We start from the raw sequence: 26,362 nt of genomic DNA on the forward strand, positions 1-26,362 counted from the left end.
GTCGTTGAGGGTATCGTGGGCGGGCAAGCCGCGCGCGTAAGGCAGAAAGCGACGCAGGAAGTCCAGGCGCTGGTCACCCCACAGCCGGATCTCGACGAAATCGTCCATGCCGCAGAGCGTGGCGCACAACACCAGCAGCAGGATCTCGGGCAGCGGGTAGATCACCCGCCAATGCTGGCGCGGATCCTCCAGGGCGGAGAAGTGGTCGAGGATCGACAGCGATGACGGCATGGGGCCTCGCAGAACGCCAAGCCCCAGGTGAACCACCATCCTCCGCCTCGCGCAGCCCAAACCCGCACCGAGGCTGAAGCGATTGCCCTGGCCGTTCCGCCCCGAGGCCTTGACCTGGTAGAGTGCCACGTCGGCCCGGCGCTGCAGCTCGGCGGTGGTGACCTCGCCGGTCTCGGTCGTCGCGATGCCGATCGAGGTGCCGATGCCGACCTCGTGGCCCTGGACCTCGAACGGCACGCGCAGGAGCCGCACGATCCGCTCGGCGAGCGCCGCGATCCCGGCCGGGTGGGAGGGCGCGCAGCGCATCACCGCGAACTCGTCGCCGCCCAGGCGCCCGACCAGGGCCGTGTCGCCGACGGCCTCCTTCAGGCGCAGGCCCACCTGGCGCAGCAGCTCGTCGCCGACCGCGTGGCCGTAGGTGTCGTTGACGTCCTTGAACCCGTCGAGGTCGAGGCAGAGCACGCTCACCGCCTCGTCCGCGGCCCGCCCGGCCAGCGCCGCGTCCACGCGCTCCTGCATCCGGGCGCGGTTCGGCAGCCCGGTCAGGGCATCGTGGCCGGCCATGTGGGCGATGCGCTGCTCGGCCCGGCGCTTCTCCGTCACGTCCTCGTGGGTGCCGAGCCAGCCGCCGCCGGGGACCGCCACGTGGACGATCGCGATCGCCCGCCCGTCGGGCAGGTCGCATGTATGGCTGGCGGAGACGCCGGCCGCGATCGCCGCGGGGGCGCCGCCGGCGGTGCGGCTGCAGGCCGTCACCAGCGCGTTCGCCGGCCCGCCATCCCTGCCCAGATGCTCGAGCAGGGCGGCCACCGGCGTGCCGCGCCGGCGCAGGGCGTCCGGCACGGCGTGCATCCGCGCGTAGCGCGCGTTCATCACGATCAGCCGGTCGTCGCGGTCGAACAGGCACAGGCCCTGGGTCATGTGGTCGAGGGCGATGCGGAACTGGGCCTGCTGGGCGTTCAGCTCCTGCTCGCCGCGCTCGCGCGCCTCGGCCGCCGCCCGGGCGGCCTCCGATTCGGCGAGGCGCACCTGGGCCCGCGCCTGGCGCAGGCCGAGCAGCACCATCCCGGCGAGGCCGAGATCGAGCACCAGGGCGCCCGCGCCGATGAGCCAGGCCTGCTGGCGCCAGGCGGCGAGCCCGGCCTCCGTGGTGCGGCTGACGCTCAGGATGAGCGGAAAGCGCGCCAGCGACCGGGTGGCGGCGATGCGGTCGCGCCCGTCGATCGGGCTGATCGTGCGGATCACGCCGCCGCTCGGGCTCGTGAGCGCGATGCGCAGGGCGGCGGCGTCCATGTAGCTCCGGCCGATGCTGCCCTCGCGCTGGGGATGGCGCACGAGGAGCGTGCCGTCGTCGCGGAAGACGGAGATCACGTAGTCGCCGGCCGGGGCGATCGCCGCGTAGAGGCGCTCGAGGTAGCCGAGCTCGACGGCACCGAGCACGAGGCCCAGGAACGCGCCGTCCGGCGCGCGCACCTTGTGGGCGATGTAGATCGTCCAGGCGCCGTCGCCGCGATTCTGGAACGGGCGGCTGATCGTCCGGTCGAGCGTCGGATCGGTCGCCATGGCCCGGAAATAATCCCGGTCGGCGATGTTGACCGCCGGGATCGGCCAGTAGCGGCTGAAGTTCAGGAGGCTGCCGTCGCGGTCGATCACCGTGACGGCGTTCGCCTGCGGCAGGGCGGCGATGCGCGTCCGCAGCGCCTCGTGCAGGGCCGGCCGCCTGGCCAGGGCGACGTAGTCCTCCGGGCGGGAGACCCCCGAGGCCTTGAACTCGCCGATCACGGTGTCCTGGACCAGCTCGATCGCCTGCAGCGCCCGCTCGGCCTGGTCGGCGAGGACGGTGGAAAGGCCGACGAGGTTGCGCTCGGTGTCGGCGACCGCCTGGTCGTGCAGGTCGCGCACGAGCAGCCCGGAGCCGGCGGCGATCACCGCCGCCAGCAGGCCGGCGGACACGGCCATCATCCAGAAGGAACGTCCGCGCTGGGCCGGGGCCGGCGCTGTCGTGTCGGTCGTCGGGCCCACGAGTCTCATCTGGTCGACATGGTCGCGGAGATGAGGCCGGTGTGCGCACGGGAAGTTTAAGAAGCCGTGAAAACGCCCGCGATCGTCCACCGGTCCAAGAGTTTCTTTAGAAAACCCTCAGATCGCGCCGTCCTCCGGACACGGGCGGCGGAGCGACCTCGCCGGGGGCGTCGGGTCCTACAGCCCTCCATCCTGCAGCCGGTACCAGGCCACCACCGCGGCGGCGTAGAGCCGGTGCAGGCCGTGCAGCGGCAGGGGCGTGATCGGGCTCGGGGCGAGCGGCAGCGCGTCGGCATCGTCCCGGGCGACGAACCGCGCGATCGCCTGACCCATCCGGGTCTGGAGGCCGACGCCGCGGCCCTGGCAGCCGATGTCGATGAGGAGGCCGGGCTCGGGGGCGTGCAGATGGGGCAGGTAGTCCCGGGTCACCGCGACCCGCCCGCACCAGCGATGGTCGAAGCCGATCCCGGCGAGCTGCGGGAAGAGCTTGGGGACGATCCGCTCCAGATGGGCCCAGTCCGCCGCCCCGCGCGGCTCGCGGAACGGCCCGCGCCCGCCGAGCAGCAGCCGCCCGGTATGGTCGAGGCGGAAATAGAGCAGCAGCTTGCGGGTGTCGGAGGAGACCTGGCCCTCGGGCAGCACCGTGCGGCGCAGGTTGTCGGAGAGCGGGACCGTGGCGACCTGGAAGGAGTTGGCGGCGATGATGGTCTGGCGGAGCTTCGGCCACAGGTCGCCGGAATAGCCGTTGGTGCACAGCACCACCCGCTCGGTGGTCAGGCTCGGGCCGCGGCCCGTCCGCACGGTCCAGGTCGTCCCCCGGCGCGACAGGCCGGCGACCGGGGTGTCGGTGTGGAGGACGGCACCCGCCGCGAGCGCCGCCTTCGCGAGGCCGCGGGCATAGGCGAGGGGCTGCACCGCGCCGCCGCGCCCGTCGAGCCAGCCGCCGCGATAGCGCTCGGAGCCGATCAGCCGGTCGGCCTCCGCCTTGTCGAGGAGGCGGGTCGGCGCCCCGCGCCGCGCCCATTGCTCGGCCCGGCGCTCGGCCTGCGCCAGCCCCTCGTCGGTGTGCGCGCCCTGGATCCAGCCGGTGCGGGTCCGCGGCACGTCCATCCGGTGCCGGTCGATGAGGTCGAACACCGCATCCGCCGTGCCGGCCCCGAAGGCGGCGAGGCGCTCGCCGCGCTCAGGCCCGAACATCGCCACCAGCTCGTCGGGATCGTGCTTGAGGCCCGGGATCACCTGGCCGCCGTTGCGGCCCGAGCCGCCGAAGCCGATCTCGCGGGCCTCCAGCAGCACCGGCTTCAACCCGGCCTCGGCGAGGTGGAGCGCCGTCGACAGGCCGCAGAACCCGCCGCCGATCACTACCACGTCGGCCCGGCCGGATTCCGTCAGCGGTGCGGTCGCCGGCGGGGGAGGGGCGGTGGTGGCCCACAGGGCGGGTCCGAGGGGGAAGGGCTCGGTCATCGGGGAACGCCTCGTCACAACGGGTTCAGCACGCGCCGCAGGAAGTCCTGGGTGCGGGGCTGCTGCGGGCGCCCCAGCACCTCGCGGGCGGCGCCCTCCTCGACGATCACCCCGCCGTCGAGGAAGAGCACCCGGTCGGCGACCTCGCGGGCAAAGCCCATCTCGTGGGTGACGACCACCATGGTCATGCCCTCCTCGGCGAGCCCGCGCATCGTGCCGAGCACGTCGCCGACGAGCTCGGGGTCGAGGGCCGAGGTCGGCTCGTCGAACAGGATCGCGTCGGGCCGCATGGCGAGAGCCCGGGCGATGGCGACCCGCTGCTGCTGCCCGCCCGACAGCTGGGGCGGGTGGGCGTCCTCCTTGCCGGCGAGCCCGACGCGGGCGAGCAGCGCCCGGCCGCGCTCGGTCGCCTCCCGGCGCGGCTCGCCCTTCACGTAGATCGGCCCCTCGACGACGTTCTCGAGCGCCGTGCGGTGCGGAAACAGGTTGAAGCGCTGAAACACCATCGAGACCTGGACCCGCACGGCCCGGATCGAGCGGTCGGCGCGGTCGACCCTCTGGCCGTTCACCGTGATCGTCCCGCCGTCGTAGGATTCGAGCCCGTTGATGCAGCGCAGGACCGTCGACTTGCCCGAGCCCGAGGGGCCGATGACGCAGACCACCTCGCCCCGGTCGACCCGCGCGGTGATGCCCTTCAGGACGGGCAGCGCCCCGAAGGACTTGCGGACGTCGTCGAGCACGATCATCGCCGGCGGGCCTGCTTCTCGAAGTGGCGCACGATCAGGATCAGGGGCAGGCTCAGGGTCAGGTACATCAGGGCGACCAGCGAGAAGACGCTGGTGTTCTTGAACGTCGCCGAGGCGACGAGCTTGCCCTGGAGCGCCAGCTCGGCGACCGTGATGGTCGAGGCCTGGGACGAGTCCTTCAGCATCATGATCATCACGTTGCCGTAGGGCGGCAGCGCGGTGCGGAGGGCCTGCGGCAGCAGCACCCGCCGCATGGTCAGCCCCCAGCCCATGCCGATGGTCTGGGCCGCCTCGACCTGGCCCTTGTCGATCGCCTCGATCGCGGCGCGGAAGTTCTCGGCCTGGTAGGCCGAGTAGGCGAGGCCGAGGCCCAGCACCGCCGCCTGCACCGCCGAGAACGACAGCCCGTAATCCGGCAGCACGAAGTAGATGTAGAACAGCTGCACGATGATCGGGATGCCCCGGATCACGTTGATGAAGGTCGCGGCGAAGAACGAGAGGGCGCGCACGCCCGAGACCCGCATCATCGCCCAGACGAGGCCGAGCGCGGTCGAGACCACGAGCGAGCCCGCCGTGATCAGGATCGTCAGCCAGACGCCCTGGAGCAGGATCGGCAGGAACTCGCGGGCGTCGGACAGGAAGCCGTCCATGGGATCGCGCGTCCGCTCAGGACGGGTTCACGGAGGGCTGCAGGCCCCACTTCTCCAGGATGCGCGCGAGCTCGCCGTTCTCCTTGATCTTGGACAGCCCCGCGTCGATCTTGGCGAGCAGGGCCTTGTCGTCCTTGCGCAGGCCGATGCCGACCGAGCCGACGACCACCGGCTTGTACGAGGCGACGAGGTGGGCGTTGGGGAAGTTGCCGCTCTTGAGGTTGTAGGCGGCGATCGGCGCGTCGGCGAAGATCGCCTTGACCCGGCCGGCATTCACGTCCCGCAGCATGTCCGGGAAGGTGTCGTAGACCTTCACCTCGCCGAACTGGCCCGACTTCTTCAGCGCGTCGACGAAGGCGGTGCCGACCTGGGCGCCCACGGTCTCGCCCTTGAGGTCGGAGAATGCCGTGTAGGCCTTCGTGTCGGCCTTCGGCACCACCAGGCCCTCGCCGTAGGTGTAGACCGGAGCCGAGAACGCGATCACCTCCTGGCGCGGCGGGGTGATGAACATCGCCGCCGAGATGACGTCGATCTTCTTGGCCGTCAGCGCCGCGATCAGCGTCGAGAACTGGAACGGCTCGATCTGCACCGAGAAGCCGGCTTCCTTCCCGATCGCCGTGATCACGTCCACCATCACGCCCTGGATGGTGTTGGTCTTGGTGTCGAGGAAGGTGAACGGCACCCCGGTCGGCGTCGAGCCGACCCGGACGGTCTCCTGCGCCAGGGCCGGCCGGGACAGGGCCCCCGCGAGCACCAGGGCCGCGCCCGCGGCCATCATCAGACGCTTCATCGTCCCCGCTCCCGTGCCGGGCGGCTTCGATGCCGCCGCGAAATTTCATTGACATGAACATCAGGGCATAATTCGCTGCATCACGCAATCCGATTTCACGCACATGAAACAGGCGACAGCCGGACCACGGAATGGGCAGGTTGCCCGGCAGGCAGCCGGGCCGATCGCGGCCGACCTCGCGGTCGGGCAGCGGCTGCGCGCCCTGCGCCAGGCCCGCAACCTGTCGCTGAAGGCGGTGGCGGCGGCGACCGGGCTGTCGATCGGCTACCTCAGCCAGGTCGAGCGGGGCCTGTCCTCGCCCTCGCTGCGGGTGCTGACCGGCGTCGCCGACCTCCTCGGCATCGGCCTCGGCGCCCTGTTCGACGGACCCGGCGCGGGCGGGGCCGAGGGGTTCGTCACCCGGGCCGGGGAGCGGGCGGCCCTCACCCTCTGGCGCGCCGGCATCACCAAGCAGCTGCTGACGCAGGGCGACGGGGCGCTCAGCCTTTTCCTGATGCAGCTCGCGCCGCTCGCCGGCACCGGGGACGAGCCCCTGGTCCATGACGGCGAGGAGGCCGGGCTGGTGCTGGAGGGCGCCCTCGTCCTGACGGTCGAGGGCACGACGGCGGAGCTCCAGGCCGGCGACAGCTTCCGCTTCGCCAGCCGGCGCCCGCACCGCTACCGCAACCCGCACCCCGACCGGCCGGCCGCGGTGCTGTGGGTCAACGCCGTGCCGCGGGCGGGGGAGTAGGGGCCGGAGCGTCACCCGATCGCACGGCGACCGGTCGACGCTCCAGGTCTCCAGTTTCGCAGCATTTTCTTTCGACGAACCGGTAACCGCGTCGTCGGAAAATGCTTTAGAGAGCTTCACGATCGCGTTGCAATCGCGAAGCTCTCTACGTCTTTGTTTTGTCGCATTTTCTCCGACGAACCGGTTTCCACTTCGTCGGAAAATGCTCTAGCCCATCGCCCGCTTGACGAACCGGTCCTCGACGGTGGTGGCGAGGTCGATCTTGGCGCTCTGCAACTCGGGATCGAGGGTACGCACCAGTTCCAGCACGCTCGCCATGCCCTCCTGGGTCGGGATGCCGGTGCGGGAATAGCTCTCGAGCGAGTTCTTCACCGCCTGCACGTAGAGCGGCTTGTCGCCGAAATGGTAGGCCGGCGGCACCGTGTCGGCGATCTCCTCGGGCGAGGCGGCGACGATCCACTTGAGCGCCTTGGCGAAGGCGTTGACGACCTTCTGGGTCGCGGCGGGGTGGTGCTCGATCCAGTCCTGCTTGGTGTAGACCACCGCGGCCGGGTTCGGGCCGCCGAACAGCGCCCGGGTGCCGGCCTCGGTGCGGGTGTCGATGATGACCGTGATGTCGCCGTCGGCCTCGAGCTTGGCGATCACCGGGTCGAGGTGGGAGATCGCGTCGATCTCGCCCTTCTTCATCGCCGCGATGGCGCCGGCGCCGCCGCCGACCCCGATCAGGGCCGCGTCCGAGGCCTTCAGCCCGGCCTTGATCATCGCGTACTGGGCGGTGAGCGAGGTCGAGGAGCCCGGCGCCGTCACGCCGATCTTGCGGCCCTTGAGGTCGGCGGCCGACTTCACCGTGCCGGCGAGGTCCTTGCGCACCCCGATCACGATGGCGGGGAAGCGGCCGAGCTCGCACACGGCGCGCACGTCCTGGCCCTTGGCCTGCATGCGGATCGTGTGCTCGTAGGCCCCGGTCACCACGTCGACCGAGCCGCCGATCAGCGCCTGGAGCGAGCGGGCGCCGCCGCCGAAATCGTTGATCTCGGCCTCGACGCCCTCCTCCTTGAAGTAGCCCTTCCGCTCGGCGATCGTCAGCGGCAGGTAGTAGAGCAGCGGCTTGCCGCCGACGCCGATGCGCACCTTCACGGTGTCGGCCCGGGCCGGGGCGGCGGGGGCGAGCGCCAGGGCGGCGGCGCCGGCGAGGAAGCTGCGGCGTTGCATGGGTGGTGTCCTCCCGTTGTTCCGGTCTCTCAGCCCTGGCCGCCGGCTTGCGGGCGCCAGACCAGGAGGCGGTTCTCGATCAGGGTGACGACCGTGTCGATCACGACGACGAACACGGTCAGGATCAGCATCCCGGCGAAGACGCCGGTGACGTCGAACACGCTCTCGGCCTCGTGGATCTTGTAGCCGAGGCCGGCCGAGGAGCCGAGATACTCGCCCACCACCGCGCCGACCAGCGCGAAGCCGACCGCGGTGTGCAGCGAGGAGAACATCCACGTCAGCGCCGAGGGCCAGTAGACGTGGCGCAAGAGCCCGCGCTCGCTCATGCCGAGCATCCGGGCGTTGTTCAGCACCACCGGGCTCACCTCGCGCACGCCCTGGTAGACGTTGAAGAACACGATGAAGAAGACGAGCGTGAAGCCGAGCGCCACCTTCGACCAGATGCCGAGGCCGAACCACAGGGCGAAGATCGGCGCCAGCACCACCCGGGGGAGCGCGTTCGCCGCCTTGATGTAGGGGTCGAACACCGCCGCGAGCAGCGCGTTGCGGGCGAACAGGAACCCGAAGGCGATGCCGCCGGCCGCGCCGAAGACGAAGGCCAGCACCGTCTCCTGCAGGGTGATCCAGAGATGGCCCCAGATCTCCGGGTTCGTCATCTCCATCCAGGTCCGCTTCAGGACCTCGACCGGGGTCGAGAAGAAGAACTGGATCTGCTTGGGCGCGCCGAGGATCGGGTAGACGGTCAGCACGTGCCAGATCGCGAGGCCGATCAGGCCGACGAGGATCTGCAGGGCGAGGAGGCCCAGGCGGTTCACGGGGCGGTTCACGGCAGGAATCTCCGATGAGGCGTCACGCCAGGGTCCTCACGCCGGACCGCTCGCGTAGGCGCGGGAGACCTCGACCCGCAGGCACGACCAGATCTCCTTGTAGAGGGCGTGGAATTGCGGCTCGAGGCGGATCTCGCTGATGTCGCGCGGGCGGGGGAGATCGACCTTGAACTCGCCGACGATTCTCGCGGCCGGGCCGGCCGAGAGCACCACCACCCGGTCGGACAGCGCGATCGCCTCCTCGAGGTCGTGGGTGACGAACATCACCGCCTTGCGGTTGGCCGCCCACAGCTCCAGCAGCAGGTTGCCCATGATCTGCCGGGTCTGCGCGTCGAGCGGCCCGAACGGCTCGTCCATCAGCAGGATCTCGGGATCGCGGATCAGCATCTGGGCGAGCGCCACGCGCTTGCGCTGGCCGCCCGAGAGCATGTGCGGATAGCGGTCGACGAAGGTCGCGAGCCCGACCTTGCCGAGCCAGTCGCGGGCCCGCGCCAGGGCTTCGGCGCGCGGCACGCGCTGCGGCTCCAGCGCCACCGCGACGTTGTCGAGGGCCGTCTTCCACGGCATCAGGGCGTCGGCCTGGAAGAGGTAGCCGGCGCGGGCGTTGAGCCCCGAGAGCGCCGAGGAGAAGACCGTGACGCTGCCCGAGGCAGGCTTGAGCAGCCCGGCGGCGGCGTTGAGCAGCGTCGACTTGCCCGAGCCCGTCGGCCCGACGATGGCGACGAACTCGCCCGGCATCACCCCGAGGTCGATCCCCTCGACGGCGACGTAGCGCTTGCCGCCCTTGAGGGTGAAGGCGATGCTGACGGTCTCCAGGCGCACCGCATCGCCGTGGGCGAGTGCCGTGCCGCCGACCAGGCGCATGCCGGACCGCCCTCCCTTACGCCCCTCGGCGGCGCGCTGCCCCACCATGCGTCCCGTCTCCCTCCCGTCGTCCCGGCCGTCTCGCGCGGCTCCCGGACGCGGCCGACCATCGGCGAGCGGGCCCGCGAGATCAACCACTCCATCCGTCGCGTATCCCGGTTTCGCGCCGGCCGACGGGGCCGGCACCTGCGACACGGGCCGCAGGTGACAACACCGCCCGAAGCTGGTCGGATGCCGTTCCCGATTCGATCTCGTTTGCAACCCGTCAGCCGGTCCGTTCCACAGCCTTGTCCGCCGCCCTCGCCCTCTCGCTCCCCGTCGACCGCCGCCAGTCGCCGACCGCCCTCGGCGTCCAGCGCGGCGTGCGGCGCCTCTTCGCCGAACTCGGCTTCGTCACGATCCCGGAATTCACCCTGGCCAACGGCCGGCGCGCCGACCTGATCGCGCTGGGGACGTGCGGCAAGCTGACGATCATCGAGATCAAGTCGAGCGTCGCCGATTTCCGCGCCGACCGGAAATGGCCCGACTACCGCGACTTCTGCGACCGCTTCTACTTCGCGGTGCCGGAGACCCTGCCGGTGGAGATCCTGCCGGACGACACCGGGCTCATCATCGCCGACGCCTTCGGGGCGGCGATCCTGCGCGATCCGCCCGAGCATCCCCTGGCCGGCGCCCGCCGCAAGGCCGTGACCCTGCGCTTCGCCCACGCGGCGGCGGGCCTGCTCCACGCGCTGGCCGATCCGGGCTCGATCCGGGAAGGGGCGCTGTAGGACTCGGCAGATTTGCGTTGTCGGGCCAACGCTTCGTCCGCTCAGATCTTTGCTTCGTCGGAGGCTTCTGCCGCGAAGCCGGCGACCACTCTTACGAAATCCGTCTAAGTGCACCTCACAAAACTCCCGCCGCCATGTCGCCGCCACAGCAAGCCGAGGCGGTGATCGGGAGTTTTGTGAGAGACACTAAGCAGACTTGCGTTGGCAGGCCAACACTTCGCCCGCTTAGATCCTTGTCTTGTCGCAGATTTTAGGCGCCGAACCGGTAACCACGTCGGCGAAATCTGCTTAGAGCACCAGATTCTCGTCGAACCGGTCCGGCGAGAGCGGCAGGCGGAACTCGATCGCGGCGCCGCCCTTGAACCGGCGCACCACCCGGCCGGGCGTGCGCCCGACGGTCAGGGAGATATCGAGCGGCAGGTCGACTTCGCAGGCCACCGCCGCGCCCGACAGCGAGATGTCGACGATGCGCGCGGCGATCTCGCGGCCGCCATCGAGATGCAGGGTGGTGAGGGCGCGGCGCGGCACCACGCGCTCGTGCCGGCGGTCCTCCGGCAGGCCGAGCTCGGTCCGGTTGGCGAGCCAGGTCAGCTGCGAGGCGATCTTGTCACGCTTGTGCGTCGTGGCGTTGATCGTCACGGCGATCCCGTCCGGCAGGATCCGGGCCACCGTCCCCTCGATCCGCCCGACATGCTCGAGGTAGATCACGATGCGCTCGCCGACCGTGCCGCCGACCGCGCAGGTCAGGCGCACCCCGCCGGGGGACATGTCGATGGTCTGGCAGGGATATTCCTGCCGATCGGACAGCATGTAGCGCCCGAGGAGCGCCACCGCGACGCGGGTGTGCCGGCGCTGCTCGGCCATCGCGCGCAGGGACAGGGCACGCGCGATCACCGAGGCCGGCCGGACCGCGGTGCCGCTCGGCGCGCCCTCCGCGGCGCTGCCCGTCGCGCTCGCCCCCACGCTCGCCATGACGCTCGACTCTCCCGGTCCGGAACCCGCCGCCCCGGACGATCATGCGTTCGAGTGGTTAACGAACCGCCGTGCCGTCAGGCCCGACCGCCGTGATGCACCACGAAGCGCTTGCGCCGCTCGGGCCCCGGCTCGTCGTTGGCCGCCGGCGGAGGGGATGCCAGCGGGGCGGCGATCGCCGCGTTGGCCTCCCCGGTAAGGATCCGCAGCGACACGGTGCGCAGGGCCACGATCGGGCGCAGGCCGAGCCAGGTCGGGATCACCGCCGGCGAGAGCGAGCCGATCACCCGGACCTGGGTCTTGCCGCGGTGGCGCAGGGGCAGGAGCAGCAATTCGAGGTCGAGGGTCTCGCCGGCCTCGGTCACCCCGACGAGCCCGACCACCACGCCGGCGGTCTCCTGGATCACCACCTCCACCAGCCGCCAGGGATCCGCCGCCGGGGCCTCGCCCCACAGGCCGCCGAAGGAGAGGCCCCGCAGCTCGGCCCCGAACAGGGCGCAGAGCCGCGTGCCGGCGAGGCGCACCGTGGCGGCCTGGGAGGCGGCGTCGATCTCCAGGATCAGGCTGTCGGCCAGCACGTGGCGGATCTCCCCGGGCTCGATCTCGCCCCGCTCCGGCGCCGCGCGGGCGCCGCGCAAGCCGTTCCAGTAGGCGTGGAGCATGCGGCTGGTCGGGTGCTTCATGGCGTCTCGGTCTGGCACGGTCGGGCGGACGGGCGGTCCCAGGGGGCTACCGGAGGTTGTCCCATCTCGGGACTGCCACCGGCGCGGCTGATTCGGTGGAGCAGACCCTATGCCGAACGCGAAGGGCGCGAGAGCGTAAGGTTCGGTTAGGGTTACCGGCCTCATGCTGTTGCGTTTGTCCCACACCCGGGCGATTGTGGAGAACGATGGCGGATTGGGGCTGGCCGGGCGCATCGCGGCGCCCTAAGCCCGCCCGCATGCAAAGGGATGAGGGCCGGATCCGGCCCGCGTCGTCACGGTCCTGACGACGTTCCGCGCGCGGCCGCGACGCGGCAGGCGCGATCATCCTCTTCGGGGAGAGCGGCAACGCTCTCCCTTTTTTTTCGGCCGCCCGGTCGTCTTTTCCCGGGTGCCCGCCAAGCCGCGGCGGCGCCCGCCCTTGCGGACGGCCCCCGCGCCCCGCAATGGTGCCCGCATGGATGCCACCCCCGACCTCCCGCGACCGCCGCGCGTGCCGGTGTTCAACATGCCCGCCGTGGTCACCGCCTCGGTCGGGATCCTGGTGCTGATCCACGCCGTGCGGCAGGTCCTGCCGGACGTCTGGGACATCACCCTGCTGCTCGACCTCGCCCTGATCCCGGCGCGCTGGACCCTCGCCCTCGATCCGGGCCGGGCCGCCGACGTGCTGCGCGCCGCCGCCGAGGGGGATGGCGGCGGCGTCGAGCTGCGCAAGGCCTTCGCCGCCTACCTGGTGGCGGACGCCGACGGGATGCCCTGGACCTTCGTCACCTACGCCCTCTTGCACGGCTCCTGGGCCCACGTGCTCCTCAACAGCGTCTGGCTCGCGGCCTTCGGCTCCCCGGTGGCGCGGCGCTGCGGCGCCTGGCGCTACGGGGTGATCGCGCTCGCGGCGACCGCCGCCGGCGGCCTGCTCCATGTCCTGATCGACCCCTTGAGCACCGTGCCGCTGATCGGCGCCTCTGCGGGCGTGTCGGGGCTGATGGCGGCGGCGGTGCGCTTCGCCTTCCATCCGCCCGAGCCCGCCGGCGCCGGCGCGGTGCCCTGGCAGCGCCCGGTGCCGACCCGGCTGCAGACGATCCCCGAGCTGTTCCGCAATCGCTCGGCGGTGGTGTTCCTCGTCATCTGGTTCGTCACCAACCTGTTGTTCGGCCTCGCCGCCCTGCCGCTCGGCCTGAGCGACGCGCCCGTCGCCTGGGACGCGCATCTCGGCGGCTTCGTCGTCGGGTTCCTGCTGCTGCCCCTGGTCGAGCGCATCGGGCGGCGCTGAGCCCGGCGGGGGTTGTTTCCCTTCGACTTCCGGGGTGCTTGCGTCCCGCGTCCCGCGGTCACACACTCGGCCTCGCAACCGAGAGTCCCGCCCGGACCGTCACGGCCGGCGGGGCCCGACCCTGGGAGGTGTTGATGACCGTCGCGCGCATCCTGTCGCAGAAGGGCCGCACCGTCGTGACCGTGCAGCCCCACCGCACCCTGGCGGAGGCCGCCGCGCTCCTGACCGAGAAGGGCATCGGCGCCCTGGTGGTGAGCGATGCCGGCCAGACCGTCCTCGGCATCCTGTCGGAGCGCGACATCATCCGGGCGGTGGTCCGCGGCGGCGGCGGAGCGCTCGAGGCACCGGTCTCCCGGCACATGACCGCCAAGGTGATCTGCTGCAGCCGCGCCAGCGCCGTCGACGAGGTGATGGAGCTGATGACCGACGGCCGCTTCCGTCACGTCCCCGTGGTCGAGGACGGCCGCCTCGTCGGGCTCGTGTCGATCGGCGACGTGGTCAAGCACCGGATCGAGTCGGTCGAGGCCGAGCACCAGGCGATGCGCGAGTACATCGCCACCGCCTGATGCCCGCCGGCGGCCGCGTCACGCCGGCGTGACGGCGGCCGCGATCATCTCGTGGATCTCCGGCAACATCCGCCGGGTGGCCTGGCGGCCGAGCTCGATGCACTCCTCGGCGCGGTGGAACTCGAACAGGCCCATCTGGGCGAGCTTCGGGTTGATCATCACGTCGGGCGGGTCGCCGGCCAGCCGCGAGCGCGAGATCCGGTCCTGCGTGATGTTGAAGGCGTCGACCATCACGCTGGCGATGCCGCTCGGCGCGCCGGATTCCGGGCGGGGCTTCGGCTTCGCCCGCCGCCCGCCGATCAGCGGCCAGCGCCGCGCCTCCTCGGCCGGCGCACCGGCGGCCTCGGCAGCCGCCTCCATCACCGCGTCCGCCCCTTCCGCCCCGTGCGACTGGATCACCGTGCCGCGCACCCGCATGTCGCCGTTGAGGTTGACGCAGAGCACCACGTCGGCCCCGAGCGCGCGCGCCGCGGTGACCGGCACCGGATTGACCAGCGCCCCGTCCATCAGCCAGCGCCCGGCGATCTTCACCGGATCGAAGATGCCGGGCAGCGCGTAGGAGGCCCGCACCGCCTCGACGAGGCCGCCGCGGGTGAGCCAGATCTCGTGCCCGGTGCCGAGCTCGGTCGCCACCGCCGCGAAGGTGAGCGGGAGATCCTCGATGCGGGCGCTGCCGAGGTCGCGCTCGAGCAGCCGCCGCAGGCGCTCGCCGGCGATCAGCCCCGAGCCGCTGATGTGGAAGTCGAGCAGGCCCATCACCCGGCGCTTGGTCAGGGTGAGGGCGAAGTCGCGCAACTCGCCGAGCTTGCCGGCGGCGTGGCAGGCGCCCACCGCCGCCCCGATCGAGCAGCCGGCCACCACGTCGATCGGGATACCGGCCTCCTGCAGCACCTCGATCGCCCCGATATGGGACCAGCCCCGGGCGGCCCCGCCGCCGAGCGCCAGGCCGACCTTGGCCCGCCGGGGCCGCTCGGGCTCACGCAGGGGAGGAACACCCGCGGCACCCAGCACGCCGTCCGCTGAGCGCCGCACGGGCGCGCCGGAGAAGAGTGCGATGCCGTCCCACATCATGGCGCCTGACCTCCGCCGGGCTTGTCCCGGATCGCAGTGTGGCCTGGAACCATCAAGCGTTCGTCAACGGTGGAGGTTGCATCGCCCTTTCGTTGGGGAATCGGGTGCGTGAGGATCGGGAGGCCCGGGACGGCGGGATCAGGCGGAGGAGGGCCCGCGCGGCAGCGGCAGGGCGGCCGCCTCCTTCAGCGTGTCGAGCACCACCGCGGAATGGACGTGCGCCACGCTCTCATGCGGCAGGAGCACGTCGTTGATCACCGCCGAGAGCGCCTTCAGGTCGGGCACGATCAGCTTGAGCAGGTAGTCGCTGTCGCCGGTCATCACGTGGGCCTCCAGCACGCAGTCGAGGCCGCGGACCAGCTCGGCGAAGCGGCGGGCGTTGTCGCGGTTGTGGGTGGCGAGCGCCACCTTGGTGAAGACCGTGACGGTGAGCCCGAGCGGCTCCGGGGCGAGCTCGGCCCGGTAGCCCCGCACCACCCCGCGCTCCTCCAGCCGCAGGCGCCGGCGCGAGCACTGGCTGGCCGAGAGGTGGACGCGCTCGGCGAGCTCCTGGTTGCCGAGGCGCCCGTCCTCCTGCAGCGCCGCGAGGATCTTCAGGTCGAACCCGTCGAGGGTGAGAGGATCGGTCATCGCCGGGCGTCTCCATGCACGATCCGTGCGCGGAGGCCGGGTCGGCGCCCGGATTTCGCACGCCCCGCGCGGGCCGTCCATGCTCTGATGGGGATCACGAACGCAGAGGAGGACGCGAACGATGGGCCCCTATCCGCACGACGCCCCGGCCGCCCAGGTCACCGTCGCCAACCCGATGGGCACGGACGGGTTCGAGTTCGTCGAATACGCCCATCCCGAGCCGCAGGCCCTGCACGACCTCTTCCGCGCCATGGGCTTTGCCGCTGTGGCGCGCCACCGCACCAAGGCGATCACCGTCTACCGCCAGGGCGACGTGAACTACCTCGTCAACGAGGAGCCCGGCAGCCACGGCCACCGCTTCGTCGCCGCCCACGGCCCCTGCGCCCCGTCGATGGCGTTCCGCGTCGTCGACGCCAAGGCCGCCTACGAGCGGGCGCTCGCCCACGGCGCCGAGCCGGCCGACCCGGCGGAAGGGGGCAAGACCCTCGACGTGCCGGCGATCAAGGGCATCGGCGGCTCGCTGCTCTACTTCGTCGAGACCTACGGGCGGAAGGGCTCACCCTACGAGGCCGAGTTCGATTGGCTCGGCGCGCGCGACCCCAGGCCCGAGGGCCTCGGCCTGTTCTACCTCGACCACCTGACCCACAACGTGCATCGCGGCCGGATGGGCGTCTGGGCCGGGTTCTATGAGAAAATCTTCAACTTCCGGCAGATCCGCTACTTCGACATCGCCGGCAAGCAGACCGGCCTGTTCTCGAAGGCGCTGACCTCGCCGGACGGCAAGATCCGCATCCCGATCAACGAATCGGCCGACGAGAAGAGCCAGATCGAGGAATACCTGCACGCCTATAACGGCGAGGGGATCCAGCACATCGCCTGCGGCTGCCGCGACATCTACGCGACGATCGAGGCGCTGCGGGCGGGCGGCGTCGCCTTCATGCCGGCGCCGCCGTCGGTCTATTACCGCCGCGTCGAGACGCGCCTGCCCGGCCACGGCGAGCCGCTGGAGCGGATGGAGCGGAACGGCATCCTGATCGACGGCGAGGGCGTGGTCGAGGGCGGGATGACCAAGATCCTGCTCCAGCTGTTCTCGGCCAACGCCATCGGGCCGATCTTCTTCGAGTTCATCCAGCGAAAGGGCGACGACGGCTTCGGCGAGGGCAACTTCAAGGCCCTGTTCGAGTCGATCGAGGAGGACCAGATCCGCCGCGGCGTGCTGGCGGATCACGGGCCGCGCGACGCGGCCGCCTGAGGTCGATCCGGGCTTCGTCGAAGAGCCGGGCATCGCCGCAGATCAGGCATGGCCCCGTCCCCCGGCCCGGGAGACGGGGCCTTCGTTTGCTTATATCTGGAATAATAACGAAGAAGGTGAGGGCGGACCTCCGCCCGGCCTGTCATTAGCCGGCGTCGGCGATCCGGGCCGGGGCGACTTCATGGCGCGAGCCGTCGCCTTGTCGCGCGGGCGGGTTCCCGCCTATCAGAGGCCCGCGCGCCGGCCCCGGCCCGCGTCCCACCGCCACCGGACCGTCATGCTCAAGGCCTTCCTCGCCTATTACCGGCCGTACCGGACCCTGTTCCTCGTCGATTTCGGCTGCGCCATCCTGTCGGGCCTCCTCGAGCTCGGCTTCCCGATGGCGGTCAAGGCCTTCGTCGACGTGCTGCTGCCGCGCCAGGACTGGAGCCTGATCCTGCTCGCCGCCGCGGGCCTGGCGCTCCTCTACGTCGCCAATGCCGGGTTGATGGTGGTGGTGACCTATTGGGGCCACGTGCTCGGCATCAACATCGAGACGACGATGCGCTCGCGCGCCTTCGACCACCTGCAGACGCTGTCGTTCCGGTTCTTCGACAACCAGAAGACCGGCCATCTCGTCGCCCGGGTGACGAAGGACCTGGAGGAGATCGGCGAGGTCGCCCATCACGGGCCCGAGGACCTGTTCATCGCCGTGATGACGCTGTTCGGCGCCTTCGGACTGATGCTGTACGTCCATCCGCCGCTGGCCCTGATGACCGCCGCGATCCTGCCGGTCATCGCCTTCGTCACCGTGCGCTACGGCGGACGGATGACGCAGAACTGGCAGGCGCAGTACGGCCGGGTCGGCGCCTTCAACGCTCGCATCGAGGAGAATGTCGGCGGCATCCGGGTGGTGAAGGCCTTTGCCAACGAGGCCCACGAGCGCCGCCTCTTCGCCGCCGACAACGAGCGCTACCGCGCCACCAAGCTCGACGCCTACAGGATCATGGCGGCGAGCCTGTCGCTCAACTACCTCGGCATGCGCCTCGTCCAGATCGTGGTGCTGCTCGGTGGCGCCGCCTTCGTGGTGCGGGGCGATCTCAGCCCCGGCGGCTTCATCGGCTTCCTGCTTCTCGTCGGGGTCTTCTACCGGCCGCTGGAGAAGATCAGCGCGGTGGTCGAGACGTATCCCAAGGGCATCGCGGGCTTCCGGCGCTACATGGCGCTGCTCGCCACCGCCCCCGACATCGTCGACCGGCCGGGCGCGGTGCCCGCGCCCCCCTTGCGCGGCGAGATCCGGTTCGAGGGCGTGCGCTTCGGCTACGGCGACGGGCGCGAGGTCCTGAGCGGCGTCGACCTCGCGGTCCGGGCCGGCGAGACCGTGGCCTTCGTCGGGCCGTCGGGGGCCGGCAAGACCACCCTGTGCTCGCTGGTGCCGCGCTTCTACGACGTCGAGGGCGGGCGCATCACCCTCGACGGCCACGACATCCGCGACCTGACGCTGGCCTCCCTGCGCGGCCAGATCGGCATCGTGCAGCAGGACGTCTTCCTGTTCGCCGGCACGATCCGCGAGAACATCGCCTATGGCCGGCTCGATGCGAGCGAGGACGAGATCCGGACGGCGGCCCACCGGGCGCGCCTCGACACCCTGATCGCGACGCTGCCCGACGGCCTCGACACGGTCGTGGGCGAGCGCGGCGTCAAGCTCTCCGGCGGGCAGAAGCAGCGCCTGGCGATCGCCCGGGTCTTCCTGAAGAACCCGCCGGTCCTGATCCTCGACGAGGCGACTTCGGCGCTCGACACCCAGACCGAGCGCGAGATCCAGCAGGCGCTGGCCGAGCTGACGCAGGGGCGCACCACGCTCGTCATCGCCCACCGCCTCGCCACCATCCGGCATGCCGACCGCATCGCGGTCGTGTCGGGCGGGCGCATCGTGGAGCAGGGCTCGCACGACGCCCTGGTGGCGGCGGACGGCGCCTATACGCGCCTGCACGCGGCGCAGGGCGAGGCGATGGCCGCGGAGTGATCCGCGGCCGTTCGATCGCGACGCGACCGGACGGGAAACGGCGTCAGTGCGCCGAGGTGTGGAGGGCCCAGACGTCCTCCTCGACGTCGAGCAGGGTCTCGTGGACCTGCCGCGCCAGGGCGAGCGCAGCCTCGTCGCTCGTCGCCGGGCCGGAGAAGCGGGCGATCACCGCCAGCATCTCGACCGTCAGCCCCTGCCGGAACCGGGCGAAGCCGCCCGGGCATTCCGCCTCGTAGGACAGGGCGAGGTCGCGCAGGACATGCGCGAGGAGGTCCGCCGCCGGGGCAGCGGCGGGAGCGGAGGCGCGGCTCTCGGCAGCCGGCAGCAGGTCGAGCGTCGAGATCATGCGGGCACAGATAGGGCCTGCAACGCCCGAGCAACATTCGGGCGTACAGCCTAGGTCTGACGGCATAAGACATCGCACCGGATCGTGCCCGGTGGCGCCTGCGTCGATCTGCATGGGCGGGTGCGTGCACGAAGCGTGGAACGGCCCCTGCCGTTGGGTTGAACACCACACCGCATCAATCGTGTCAATGCATCTGACGCAGCTATGATCGGAATGGACCTTTCCAATACCCGCGGCCGGTCCGGCGCTGCTCCCGTCCCGGATTGTCCAGTTCCCGACACTTGATCGGTTGCTTGCCCGGGTCGACGCGACTGCAACCCTCGCGTGACGGTGGGCGGCGGTGGGGAGATCCGGGGAATCGTCCCGCCCGCGCCGCGCCGCGCCGCTCCGCCCGGGGCCCCGGCCTCACCCCATCACCAGCCCGCCGTCGACGGTGAGCACCTGCCCGGTCATGAAGCGGCTGTCGTCGTGGGCGAGGAACAGCACCGGCCCGGCCACGTCCTGCGGCGTCGCGAGGCGGCGCAAGGGGGTCTGGGCGATCAGCGCCTCGCGCACGGCCTCCGGGGTGTCGCGGCTCGCCTGCGTCGGGACGACGAGGCCCGGCGCCACGCAGTTGACCCGCACGCCGACCGGCCCGAGCTCGGCCGCGAGGTTGCGGCTGAAGCCGACGAGCGCCGCCTTGGCGGTGGTGTAGTCGTGGTAGGGGATGCTCGGGCGCGCCACGAGGTCGCTCGCGAGGTTGACGATGCTGGCGCCGCTGCGGCGCGTCAGCAGCGGCAGCAGAGCGTGGACCACCTGGTAGGCGCCCCGCACCGTGCCGTCGAACTGGCGCTGGTAGGCCTCCCAGGGCAGGTCGCGGAAGCGGATGCGGTGGTCCGGATCGAAGCGGTAGGGGGCGAAGGCGTTGTTGACGACGGCGTCGAGACGCCCGACCTCCTCGCCGATCCGCGCGGCGAGCTCCGCCACCGCGGCGGGATCCGTCACGTCGGCGGCGACCGGAAGCGCCTGCCCGCCGAGCGCGCGGCAGCGATCCGCCACCGCCTCGGCGCCGGCCGCGTCGCTGCGATAGTTGACGATCACGATCGCGCCCTCGGCGGCGGCGGCGGTGGCGATGGCGGCGCCGATGCCCCGGCTCGCCCCCGTGACCAGGATCGCGCGGTCGCGAAACCTCACGGCGTGCCCTCCTTCGCAGGGCTCGCGGCGCTCTCCTTGCCGGGGATCAGGTCGGTCTTGACCACCTGGCCCATGTCGAGGGCGCGGGCGACGAGGCCGAGGCGCCGGAAGGTGTCGGCGCCCTGCTGCAGGACCGGCAGGTCGAAATGGCCCAGGCCCTCGCGCTCGGTCGTCGGCGACACGCTGGAGAGGTTGCGCAGGCGGATGACCTCGCGGTTGATCGCCTCGTCGCGGCCGTTGATCGCCCGAGTCACCGCGAGGCGGGCCGCCTCGTCGGGCCTGGCGATCATCCAGGCCGCCGAGTCGCGGTAGGCGGCGAGGAAGCGCTTCAGGAGCGGCTTTCTCGCCTCGTAGTCCTTGCGCGTCACCACGAAGATGTCGCTCGGCAGGTTGAGGTGGTCGCGCACCTCGATCACGTCGACCTCGCCGAGGCCCTTGGCCCGGCCGACGAGGAGTCCGGTATCGGTGGCGGCGGTCGCGTCGACCTGGCCCTGGATCAGGGGGGCGAAGTTGAGGAGGCCGGTGACCTCCACGGTCACGTCCGATTCCTTCAATCCCGCCGTCGCGAGGAGCAGGAGCAGGTGCTGGCGGGTGCCGCTCGCCAGGCTGTAGACGCCGACGCGCTTGCCCTTGAGGTCGGCGATGGTGCGGATGCCGCGGCTCTTCGGCGAGACGACGTTGAACACGTTCTGGGGATAGATGTCGTAGACCGCCACCAGGTCCGCGCCCTTGTCGAGGGCGAGGTAGAACGAGGCCGGGTCGGTGAAGGCGATGTCGGCCTGGCCCGCCAGCACGGCCTGGATCGCCGAGCCGCCGCCATTGCCCGGGACGTAGTCGAGGGCGATGCCGCGGGCCTTGAACAGACCGTGATCCGGCTCGGCGAGGAGGTTGGTGATCTCGCTGATCGGCTGGCTCCAGCCGCCGACCGTGACCTTGTCGAGGCCTTGCGCGGCGGCCGGGGGGCTGAGCCCCGCGAGAGCGAGCGCCGCGAGGGCGAGGAACGGCAGGGCATGCAGGCAACGGGGAAGCTTCACGACACTCAACCTCTCGGGTAGCGACGCAGGATCAGGGATTCGAGGGCGCGTGCGGCCTCGTAGACCGCCATCCCGAGGGCGGTGATGACGACGAACAGGGCGAGGATCAGGCTCGAATCCATCGTGCTCTGGGCGGCGATGATCGCGGCGCCGAGGCCCTGGCGCCCGCCGACGAACTCGCCCACCACCGCCCCGACCAGGGCGAGCACGATGGCGACCCGGAACCCCGCCAGGATCACCGGCAGGGCCGAGGGCAGCTTGAGCCGCCACAGGGTCCGGGCCCGGCTCGCGCCGAGCATCCGGAACAGCTCGCGCTTGCCCCCGTCGACCTGGTCGAGCCCGGTCAGGGTATTCTCGAGGAGCGGGAAGAAGCAGATCAGCGCGGTGATCACCACCGTCGGGGTCAGGCCGAAGCCGAACCACAGGATCAGGAGCGGGCCGAGCGCCAGCTTCGGGACCAGCTGGCTCGCCAGCACGTAGGGGTGGAGCACCCGGTGGAGCGCCGGCCACTCGGCGAGCAGGATGCCGGCGCCGAGGCCGAGGCCCGTCCCGGCGGCGAGCCCGAGCGCCATCTCGGTCGCCGTCACCCGCAGGTGCGGCCAGAGCCGGCCCGAGGCGACCTCGCCCCACAGGGTCTCGGCGACCGAGGAGGGCGGCGGCAGGACGAGGGCCGAGATCGCGCCCACGCGGCACCACGCCTCCCAGGCGCCGAGGAGCGCGACGAGGAGCAGGGCGGAGGCGAGGCGCGGCCTCATGCGGCGCACCCCGCGGCGGGGGAGGGGGCGTCCATGGCGGGGACGTCCATAGGGAGGGCGTCCATGGCGGCGCGCAAGGTCCGGCAGGCGGCGCCGAACGCGGCGGCGTAGCGGATGCCCGGGGGACGGGGCCGCGGCAAGGGGACCGCCGCCTCGTGGACGAGGCGCCCGGCCGCCATCACGCCGACCCGGTCGCCGAGATACGCTGCCTCGGCGATGTCGTGGGTGACGAACAGGGCCGCGGTGCCGCGCGCCGCGCAGAGCCGCAGGAGGTCGTCCTGCAGTTCCTCGCGGGTGAGCGCGTCGAGCGCCGCGAAGGGCTCGTCGAGGAGCAGGAGGTCGGGCGCGCCGATCAGCGCGCGGGCCATCGCGACCCGGCTCTGCTGCCCGCCCGACAGGGTGGCGGGGTGCCGGCCGGCGAGGGACCCGAGCCCCATCGTCGCCAGGAGGTCGCGGGCGGCGTCCCGGTCGGCCGCGCTGGGGCGGCGCTTGAGCGAGACCGGCAGCAGCACGTTGTCGAGGACGCTGAGCCAGTCGAGCAGGGTCGGGGCCTGGAACACGAAACCGACCCGCGGCGCCGGCCCGCGCACGATCGTCCCGCCGACCCGCACCTGCCCCTCGTCCGGCACGATCAGCCCGGCGGCGATCTTGAGGAGCGTGGTCTTGCCGCAGCCGCTGCGGCCGAGCAGGCAATGCACCGCCCCGGGGGGAATCGCCCAGTCGACCCCGTCCACCGTGGCGGCGACGTCACCCGGGAAGCGGTAGCGCACGCCCGTGAGCGCGAGGGTGGCGTCACTCGGCATAGGGCGCGACATCGTCCGCCGCGGCCTCGGCACTGGCCTCGATCTCCGTCACGGTGACGAGGTCGAGCAGGCTGAAGCGGCCGTCATGGTGCCAGCCGGCCTCCGGCGCGGTCATCCGGCCGAGCGCGGTGATGCGGGTGACCCCGGCCGCCGCGAGGTCTTCCGCCAGGGAGAACAGACGGGCGGGGGCGGCGGCGAGGCCCGCGCTCTGGAGATAGGCGCGGTGGGGCGCCACCAGGGCCGGCACCTCGGCGAGGTCGTCGACCGCCACCACCGCGACGGTGCGGTTGAGGCCGGACGGGCTCAAGGGCGCGGGCGCGTCGAGATGGACGACGCTCCAGGAATCCTCCGGATCGCCGAGGAGCACGGTGCCGGCGTCGTCGAGCGCCCGCATCTCGTGGCCGCTGCGCCAGGCCGCGATGGCGGCGCCCTCGCCCGGATCGAGGTGCCGGCGCGGGTGGCGGGCGGCCAGCGCCGCCAGCGCGTGGGCGAGGTGGCGGGCGAACTCGTCCGGCGCCACCGGCCCGCCGCGCTCGACGAACAGCATCTGCGGCGCGTAGCAGCCCTGCTGCTCGTAGCGCACCACGTCCAGGGCGGCGGCCAGCGCCGCGGCGCCGGCCCGGCGGCTGTCCAGCGCCTCGCGGCCGATCATGGCAAAGCCGATGCGGTGGCCGTGCGGCAGGAACCGGGTGGAGACCGGCACCCTGGCGCGCAACGCCGCCAGGGTGGCATCGCCGCCATACGCCATGACGCAGTCGGCGGCGCCGAGGAACGTCGCCTCGACGCCGCCCTCGCCGCCCTTCCACCAGGTCATCGCCAGGCACTCGCCGAGTTCGGGATCGGCCTCGGCGATCGCCCGCGCGAACCAGCCGGCGGTGAGCGGTTCGGCGGAGGCGAGCTTGCCGACCGTGCCGGCCTTGACCAGCAGCCCGGCGACGAGGCTCCACAGCGGCAGGGCCGGAACGTTGCCGGCCCAGACGTGCAGCAGCAGGTCGGGCCCCCGCGCCCGCACGAACCCGCCCTTCACCGCCGGCCGGAAGCCGTCGAGCACGCCCGGATCGGAAAAGTCCTCGGCGAGGAAGCGCAGGAGCTGCGGCCGCCGAAAGGTCTTGAGGTAGCGCGTCAGGCCGAGCCGCACGGTCTCGGCATCGTAGCCGGTGACGACCGGCAGCAGCGCCTCGGCCTTGCGGCGCGAGGGGTGGGTGCGGTCGAGGAGGCAGGCGCTCGCCCGGTCGATCGCCGCGACGATGCGGGCGGTCTCCATGCCCCGCAGGGTATCCTGTGCGCGGGCCCGGATATGGGCGCAGAGCGACCGGGCCCGGGTCTCGTCGAGCACCGGCAGGGCGACCGCGACCGTCTCGCCCCAGGCCCGGTGCACGACGACCCGCCGGCCGGCCATGCCGGCGAACGGCCCCGGCAGGTAGCCGGCCTCCTCGACCGCGCTCATCCCGCAATCGCTCATGCCTTCGTCGTTCATCCTTGCGCGGCGGCCAGGAACTCGGCCACCGCGACCGAGCAGCCGCGGGAGGCCGAGCCCTCGACCCGGCCGAGCAGCCGGAAGCCGCCCGGCACGATCACCCCGGCATCCTCGGTCAGGATCGCCGAGACCGAGTTGAAATGGGCGAGGTCGTGGTGGACCAGCACGCCGGTCTCGCCCTCGGGCAGGTCCCGGCCGGTCAGCGGATCGACGACGCGACTGCGGATCCAGTGCGGGCCGGACTTCACCGGCGGGCAGACCGCGTTGCCGTCGTCGTAGAACTGGGTGCTCAGCTCGGTCATGCCGTACATGTTGAGGCAGGCCTCGCGGGGCACTCCGAAGGTCCGCGAGAGTCCGTCGTAGAAGGCGTCGGGCTCGATCTCCCGCGACTGGCCCTTGAAGCCGCCTGTGTCGAACAGGAAGCTGCCGGGCGGCAGGGCGATGCGGCGGCCCTGCGCCGCGAGGGCGTCCATCACCGGCACGAAGGCGTAGGTCGCGCCGAGCAGCGCATAGGGCTCGCCCGAGGCCTCCGCCTCCGCGAGCGCCGCCAGCAGCCCGTCGAGGTCGAGCCCGCCGGGGCCGACGAAGACCGCGCTGTCTGGCGTCCCGAAACGCGCCTTGGCCAGGGCCAGGTAGTGGGCGAGCGACGAGTTCGGGAGCGTCGCCTCGTCGGGAAACAGCAGGCCCATGCGGATCGTGTCGCGCCCACGCATCACCCGGGCGGCGAAGCCCGCGAGCATCGAGCGGTCGTAGACCGCGAGCGTCGGGTGGTAGCTGCGGCCGCGCCCGCTGCCGGTGGTGCCGCTCGTCATGAACACCCGCTCGGCCTCGTCGGCCGGGCAGCAGCTCAGGGTGAGGTCCTTGAACGCCTTGATCGGGACCGCCGGGATGTCGCGCCAGCGCCGCACGCTGAGCGGCGTGCGCCCGCGCGCCTGGGCGAAGCGGCGATAGGGGGCGTTGTGCGCGTACTGGTGGGCGAAGAGCCGCAGCGCCATCGCCTCGAACTCCGCCTCGTCCGCCCCCGGCCGACCGATGAAGTCGACCAGGGCCTCGACGATCTCCGCTTGCGACATCACGGCCACCTCGCGCCCCATCGTGGGCGTCGGCCGTGCCGGGCGTGAGATCCTGCGCGAAAAGACGGCTGGCGGCAGCGCCCTCGTGGCGGCGCCATGGCGGCCGTGCCGGTCCCGCATCCCTCCGCCGGCATGACCCGGATCAGGTTCATAGGGTCACCGCGGCGCCCGGACGGGTCCGGGCCGGCGGAATCTCAGCCTCCTCGCGAGGCTCCCCTGGGAAGGCCGGACAGTGGGGGGCGGGGGGGCGGGTGTCAAGGCGAGGCCTTACGGCCGCGCCAGCCCCTCGGCGAGGCGCCGGAAGGCGTCGAGGGCCTTGGCCAGGGTCGCCTCCGGGGCGTCCGACGCCGCGACCCAGAGGGCGGCGTGGAGCGAGGCGCCGTTGAGGAGGCGCGCCGCCGCCTCCGGGTCGACGGGGGGGATCGCGCCGCCGGCGACGAGCGCCCGGATGCGGCGCGTCGTCTCGGTGAGGCACGCATTCTGGCTCGGCCAGGTCGAGGGATCGCCCAGCACCGCCGGCCCGTCGAGGAGCACGATGCGCTGGATCTCCGGCTCCAGCGCCATCTCGATATAGGCCCGGTACTCGTCGAGGAGGCCCTGCCACGGGGTCTGCGCCCGCTCGCCGACGACGGCCAGGCGCGCCGCCATCTCGGCGTCGATCCGGTCGATGACCGCCTGGAGCAGGCCCTTCTTGTCGCCGAAATTGTGATAGAGCGCGCCGCGCGTCAGCCCGGCCGCGGCGGTCAGGTCGTCCATCGAGGACGCGGCGAAGCCCCTCGCCGCGAAAGCCTGCCGGGCGGCCTCGATCAGCCTGGCCCGCGTCTCCTCCATCATCTGCGCGCGTCGTCCCGCCACCCGATCCGCCTCCATCGGCATACGCCGCGCATGTCATTTGGCATACGTCGCGTATGTGAATTGACATACGGCG

Annotated in this window: 26 protein-coding genes, 1 pseudogene and 1 riboswitch; of the genes and pseudogenes, 6 read left to right on the top strand and 21 right to left on the bottom strand. The window is 72.0% G+C overall.

The genetic code is table 11. The features are described from left to right. The 6 genes and pseudogenes from BMX97_RS32185 to BMX97_RS18920 all read right to left on the bottom strand — a co-directional run. Window positions 1–231 (bottom strand): transposase family protein (locus BMX97_RS32185; RefSeq protein ID WP_143074655.1); only part of this gene is annotated, 231 nt, incomplete at its 3' end. 102 nt (window positions 232–333) lie between these two features. Further along, a pseudogene (locus tag BMX97_RS34355) lies at window positions 334–2,262 on the bottom strand (diguanylate cyclase); the annotation flags it as partial. 168 nt (window positions 2,263–2,430) lie between these two features. Further along, window positions 2,431–3,717 carry an NAD(P)/FAD-dependent oxidoreductase gene (locus tag BMX97_RS18905; RefSeq protein ID WP_091752880.1) on the bottom strand — a complete coding sequence of 429 codons (1,287 nt, stop codon included), beginning with the start codon at window positions 3,715–3,717 and terminating at the stop codon, window positions 2,431–2,433. A 14-nt stretch (window positions 3,718–3,731) separates the two neighbouring features. Further along, the gene (locus tag BMX97_RS18910) at window positions 3,732–4,463 is read right to left on the bottom strand and encodes an amino acid ABC transporter ATP-binding protein (protein WP_091752881.1); all 732 of its coding nucleotides are present in this window, start codon (window positions 4,461–4,463) and stop codon (window positions 3,732–3,734) included. Then, window positions 4,460–5,113 carry an amino acid ABC transporter permease gene (locus BMX97_RS18915; protein ID WP_060845378.1) on the bottom strand — a complete coding sequence of 218 codons (654 nt, stop codon included), beginning with the start codon at window positions 5,111–5,113 and terminating at the stop codon, window positions 4,460–4,462. The genes BMX97_RS18910 and BMX97_RS18915 overlap by 4 nt, the downstream gene beginning before the upstream one ends. Window positions 5,114–5,129: 16 nt before the next feature. Next, the gene (locus tag BMX97_RS18920) at window positions 5,130–5,903 is read right to left on the bottom strand and encodes an ABC transporter substrate-binding protein (RefSeq protein WP_091752882.1); all 774 of its coding nucleotides are present in this window, start codon (window positions 5,901–5,903) and stop codon (window positions 5,130–5,132) included. A gap of 103 nt (window positions 5,904–6,006) precedes the next feature. On the opposite strand from BMX97_RS18920, the gene BMX97_RS18925 reads away from it, so the two are divergent. Further along, window positions 6,007–6,633: a cupin domain-containing protein gene (locus BMX97_RS18925; protein ID WP_091752883.1), complete on the top strand. Its 627-nt coding sequence runs from the start codon at window positions 6,007–6,009 to the stop codon at window positions 6,631–6,633. Window positions 6,634–6,840: 207 nt separating this feature from the next. Here the strand turns inward: BMX97_RS18925 and BMX97_RS18930 are convergent, their stop codons facing one another. Genes BMX97_RS18930 through BMX97_RS18940 form a run of 3 tightly spaced genes read right to left on the bottom strand, consistent with a single transcriptional unit; the run spans window position 6,841 to window position 9,536 of the window. Next, window positions 6,841–7,845 (bottom strand): ABC transporter substrate-binding protein, encoded by a 1,005-nt coding sequence (locus BMX97_RS18930; RefSeq protein WP_091752884.1) that lies wholly within the window; start codon window positions 7,843–7,845, stop codon window positions 6,841–6,843. A 29-nt stretch (window positions 7,846–7,874) separates the two neighbouring features. After that, entirely contained in the window at window positions 7,875–8,660 is a 786-nt protein-coding gene (locus tag BMX97_RS18935; protein WP_060849145.1) for an ABC transporter permease, read from the bottom strand. 48 nt (window positions 8,661–8,708) lie between these two features. Further along, complete coding sequence (locus BMX97_RS18940; RefSeq protein WP_177202282.1) at window positions 8,709–9,536, bottom strand: ABC transporter ATP-binding protein; 828 nt, start codon at window positions 9,534–9,536, stop codon at window positions 8,709–8,711. Between the two features lie 287 nt (window positions 9,537–9,823). Between BMX97_RS18940 and BMX97_RS18945 the strand changes: the two genes are divergently transcribed. Beyond that, window positions 9,824–10,306 (top strand): MmcB family DNA repair protein, encoded by a 483-nt coding sequence (locus tag BMX97_RS18945; RefSeq protein ID WP_091752886.1) that lies wholly within the window; start codon window positions 9,824–9,826, stop codon window positions 10,304–10,306. 288 nt (window positions 10,307–10,594) lie between these two features. Here the strand turns inward: BMX97_RS18945 and BMX97_RS18950 are convergent, their stop codons facing one another. Continuing rightward, a complete protein-coding gene (locus BMX97_RS18950) occupies window positions 10,595–11,170 on the bottom strand; it encodes a PilZ domain-containing protein (protein WP_244538524.1) in 576 nt (191 codons plus the stop codon). A 185-nt stretch (window positions 11,171–11,355) separates the two neighbouring features. Next, window positions 11,356–11,961, bottom strand: a complete 606-nt coding sequence (locus BMX97_RS18955) for a PAS domain-containing protein (protein ID WP_091752888.1) — start codon at window positions 11,959–11,961, stop codon at window positions 11,356–11,358. A gap of 475 nt (window positions 11,962–12,436) precedes the next feature. Here BMX97_RS18955 and BMX97_RS18960 point away from each other — a divergent pair, with 475 nt between their 5' ends. Further along, window positions 12,437–13,249, top strand: a complete 813-nt coding sequence (locus BMX97_RS18960; protein ID WP_091752889.1) for a rhomboid family intramembrane serine protease — start codon at window positions 12,437–12,439, stop codon at window positions 13,247–13,249. A gap of 134 nt (window positions 13,250–13,383) precedes the next feature. Further along, entirely contained in the window at window positions 13,384–13,815 is a 432-nt protein-coding gene (locus BMX97_RS18965) for a CBS domain-containing protein (RefSeq protein ID WP_091752890.1), read from the top strand. A gap of 18 nt (window positions 13,816–13,833) precedes the next feature. Here BMX97_RS18965 and BMX97_RS18970 read toward each other — a convergent pair whose 3' ends face one another. Together BMX97_RS18970 and BMX97_RS18975 are read right to left on the bottom strand one after the other, a co-directional pair. Beyond that, complete coding sequence (locus BMX97_RS18970; protein WP_091752891.1) at window positions 13,834–14,886, bottom strand: patatin-like phospholipase family protein; 1,053 nt, start codon at window positions 14,884–14,886, stop codon at window positions 13,834–13,836. A 138-nt stretch (window positions 14,887–15,024) separates the two neighbouring features. Beyond that, entirely contained in the window at window positions 15,025–15,516 is a 492-nt protein-coding gene (locus BMX97_RS18975) for an Lrp/AsnC family transcriptional regulator (RefSeq protein WP_091752892.1), read from the bottom strand. 121 nt (window positions 15,517–15,637) lie between these two features. Here BMX97_RS18975 and hppD point away from each other — a divergent pair, with 121 nt between their 5' ends. Beyond that, window positions 15,638–16,768: a 4-hydroxyphenylpyruvate dioxygenase gene (gene hppD, locus BMX97_RS18980; protein ID WP_091752893.1), complete on the top strand. Its 1,131-nt coding sequence runs from the start codon at window positions 15,638–15,640 to the stop codon at window positions 16,766–16,768. Between the two features lie 277 nt (window positions 16,769–17,045). Further along, a complete protein-coding gene (locus BMX97_RS18985) occupies window positions 17,046–18,773 on the top strand; it encodes an ABC transporter ATP-binding protein (protein WP_091752894.1) in 1,728 nt (575 codons plus the stop codon). Between the two features lie 43 nt (window positions 18,774–18,816). On the opposite strand, the gene BMX97_RS18990 is transcribed toward BMX97_RS18985, so the two are convergent. From BMX97_RS18990 to BMX97_RS19025, 8 genes are all read right to left on the bottom strand, one after another. Beyond that, window positions 18,817–19,119 (bottom strand): hypothetical protein, encoded by a 303-nt coding sequence (locus BMX97_RS18990; protein ID WP_091752895.1) that lies wholly within the window; start codon window positions 19,117–19,119, stop codon window positions 18,817–18,819. A gap of 405 nt (window positions 19,120–19,524) precedes the next feature. Continuing rightward, window positions 19,525–20,292 (bottom strand): SDR family oxidoreductase, encoded by a 768-nt coding sequence (locus BMX97_RS18995; RefSeq protein WP_091752896.1) that lies wholly within the window; start codon window positions 20,290–20,292, stop codon window positions 19,525–19,527. Further along, window positions 20,289–21,326: an ABC transporter substrate-binding protein gene (locus BMX97_RS19000; RefSeq protein WP_210187654.1), complete on the bottom strand. Its 1,038-nt coding sequence runs from the start codon at window positions 21,324–21,326 to the stop codon at window positions 20,289–20,291. Before BMX97_RS19000 ends, BMX97_RS18995 begins: the two co-directional genes overlap by 4 nt. A 5-nt stretch (window positions 21,327–21,331) precedes the next feature. Next, a complete protein-coding gene (locus tag BMX97_RS19005) occupies window positions 21,332–22,081 on the bottom strand; it encodes an ABC transporter permease (RefSeq protein ID WP_091752979.1) in 750 nt (249 codons plus the stop codon). After that, complete coding sequence (locus tag BMX97_RS19010) at window positions 22,078–22,884, bottom strand: ABC transporter ATP-binding protein (protein WP_091752897.1); 807 nt, start codon at window positions 22,882–22,884, stop codon at window positions 22,078–22,080. Before BMX97_RS19010 ends, BMX97_RS19005 begins: the two co-directional genes overlap by 4 nt. Continuing rightward, a complete protein-coding gene (locus BMX97_RS19015) occupies window positions 22,874–24,346 on the bottom strand; it encodes an acyl-CoA reductase (RefSeq protein ID WP_210187655.1) in 1,473 nt (490 codons plus the stop codon). Before BMX97_RS19015 ends, BMX97_RS19010 begins: the two co-directional genes overlap by 11 nt. An 11-nt stretch (window positions 24,347–24,357) precedes the next feature. Then, entirely contained in the window at window positions 24,358–25,434 is a 1,077-nt protein-coding gene (locus BMX97_RS19020) for a LuxE/PaaK family acyltransferase (protein ID WP_091752981.1), read from the bottom strand. A 117-nt stretch (window positions 25,435–25,551) separates the two neighbouring features. Then, a riboswitch (TPP riboswitch) is annotated at window positions 25,552–25,654 on the bottom strand. A 47-nt stretch (window positions 25,655–25,701) separates the two neighbouring features. Then, the gene (locus BMX97_RS19025; protein WP_091752982.1) at window positions 25,702–26,268 is read right to left on the bottom strand and encodes a TetR/AcrR family transcriptional regulator; all 567 of its coding nucleotides are present in this window, start codon (window positions 26,266–26,268) and stop codon (window positions 25,702–25,704) included. Window positions 26,269–26,362: the final 94 nt, after the last annotated feature.

This window comes from Methylobacterium sp. ap11 (genome assembly GCF_900110515.1).
Lineage (GTDB): Bacteria > Pseudomonadota > Alphaproteobacteria > Rhizobiales > Beijerinckiaceae > Methylobacterium > Methylobacterium ajmalii.

Coding starts and splice junctions, on each gene's coding strand:
- BMX97_RS18915 (WP_060845378.1), bottom strand. CDS start 5,113: ATGGACGGCTTCCTGTCCGACGCCCGCGAGTTCCTGCCGATCCTGCTC.
- BMX97_RS18965 (WP_091752890.1), top strand. CDS start 13,384: ATGACCGTCGCGCGCATCCTGTCGCAGAAGGGCCGCACCGTCGTGACC.
- BMX97_RS18955 (WP_091752888.1), bottom strand. CDS start 11,961: ATGAAGCACCCGACCAGCCGCATGCTCCACGCCTACTGGAACGGCTTG.
- BMX97_RS18910 (WP_091752881.1), bottom strand. CDS start 4,463: ATGATCGTGCTCGACGACGTCCGCAAGTCCTTCGGGGCGCTGCCCGTC.
- BMX97_RS18960 (WP_091752889.1), top strand. CDS start 12,437: ATGGATGCCACCCCCGACCTCCCGCGACCGCCGCGCGTGCCGGTGTTC.
- BMX97_RS19015 (WP_210187655.1), bottom strand. CDS start 24,346: ATGAGCGATTGCGGGATGAGCGCGGTCGAGGAGGCCGGCTACCTGCCG.
- BMX97_RS18925 (WP_091752883.1), top strand. CDS start 6,007: ATGAAACAGGCGACAGCCGGACCACGGAATGGGCAGGTTGCCCGGCAG.
- BMX97_RS19005 (WP_091752979.1), bottom strand. CDS start 22,081: ATGAGGCCGCGCCTCGCCTCCGCCCTGCTCCTCGTCGCGCTCCTCGGC.
- BMX97_RS19010 (WP_091752897.1), bottom strand. CDS start 22,884: ATGCCGAGTGACGCCACCCTCGCGCTCACGGGCGTGCGCTACCGCTTC.
- BMX97_RS18975 (WP_091752892.1), bottom strand. CDS start 15,516: ATGACCGATCCTCTCACCCTCGACGGGTTCGACCTGAAGATCCTCGCG.
- BMX97_RS19020 (WP_091752981.1), bottom strand. CDS start 25,434: ATGTCGCAAGCGGAGATCGTCGAGGCCCTGGTCGACTTCATCGGTCGG.
- BMX97_RS18905 (WP_091752880.1), bottom strand. CDS start 3,717: ATGACCGAGCCCTTCCCCCTCGGACCCGCCCTGTGGGCCACCACCGCC.
- BMX97_RS18985 (WP_091752894.1), top strand. CDS start 17,046: ATGCTCAAGGCCTTCCTCGCCTATTACCGGCCGTACCGGACCCTGTTC.
- BMX97_RS18920 (WP_091752882.1), bottom strand. CDS start 5,903: ATGAAGCGTCTGATGATGGCCGCGGGCGCGGCCCTGGTGCTCGCGGGG.
- BMX97_RS18930 (WP_091752884.1), bottom strand. CDS start 7,845: ATGCAACGCCGCAGCTTCCTCGCCGGCGCCGCCGCCCTGGCGCTCGCC.
- BMX97_RS19025 (WP_091752982.1), bottom strand. CDS start 26,268: ATGATGGAGGAGACGCGGGCCAGGCTGATCGAGGCCGCCCGGCAGGCT.
- BMX97_RS18950 (WP_244538524.1), bottom strand. CDS start 11,170: ATGGCCGAGCAGCGCCGGCACACCCGCGTCGCGGTGGCGCTCCTCGGG.
- BMX97_RS18990 (WP_091752895.1), bottom strand. CDS start 19,119: ATGATCTCGACGCTCGACCTGCTGCCGGCTGCCGAGAGCCGCGCCTCC.
- hppD (WP_091752893.1), top strand. CDS start 15,638: ATGGGCCCCTATCCGCACGACGCCCCGGCCGCCCAGGTCACCGTCGCC.
- BMX97_RS18940 (WP_177202282.1), bottom strand. CDS start 9,536: ATGCGCCTGGTCGGCGGCACGGCACTCGCCCACGGCGATGCGGTGCGC.
- BMX97_RS18970 (WP_091752891.1), bottom strand. CDS start 14,886: ATGATGTGGGACGGCATCGCACTCTTCTCCGGCGCGCCCGTGCGGCGC.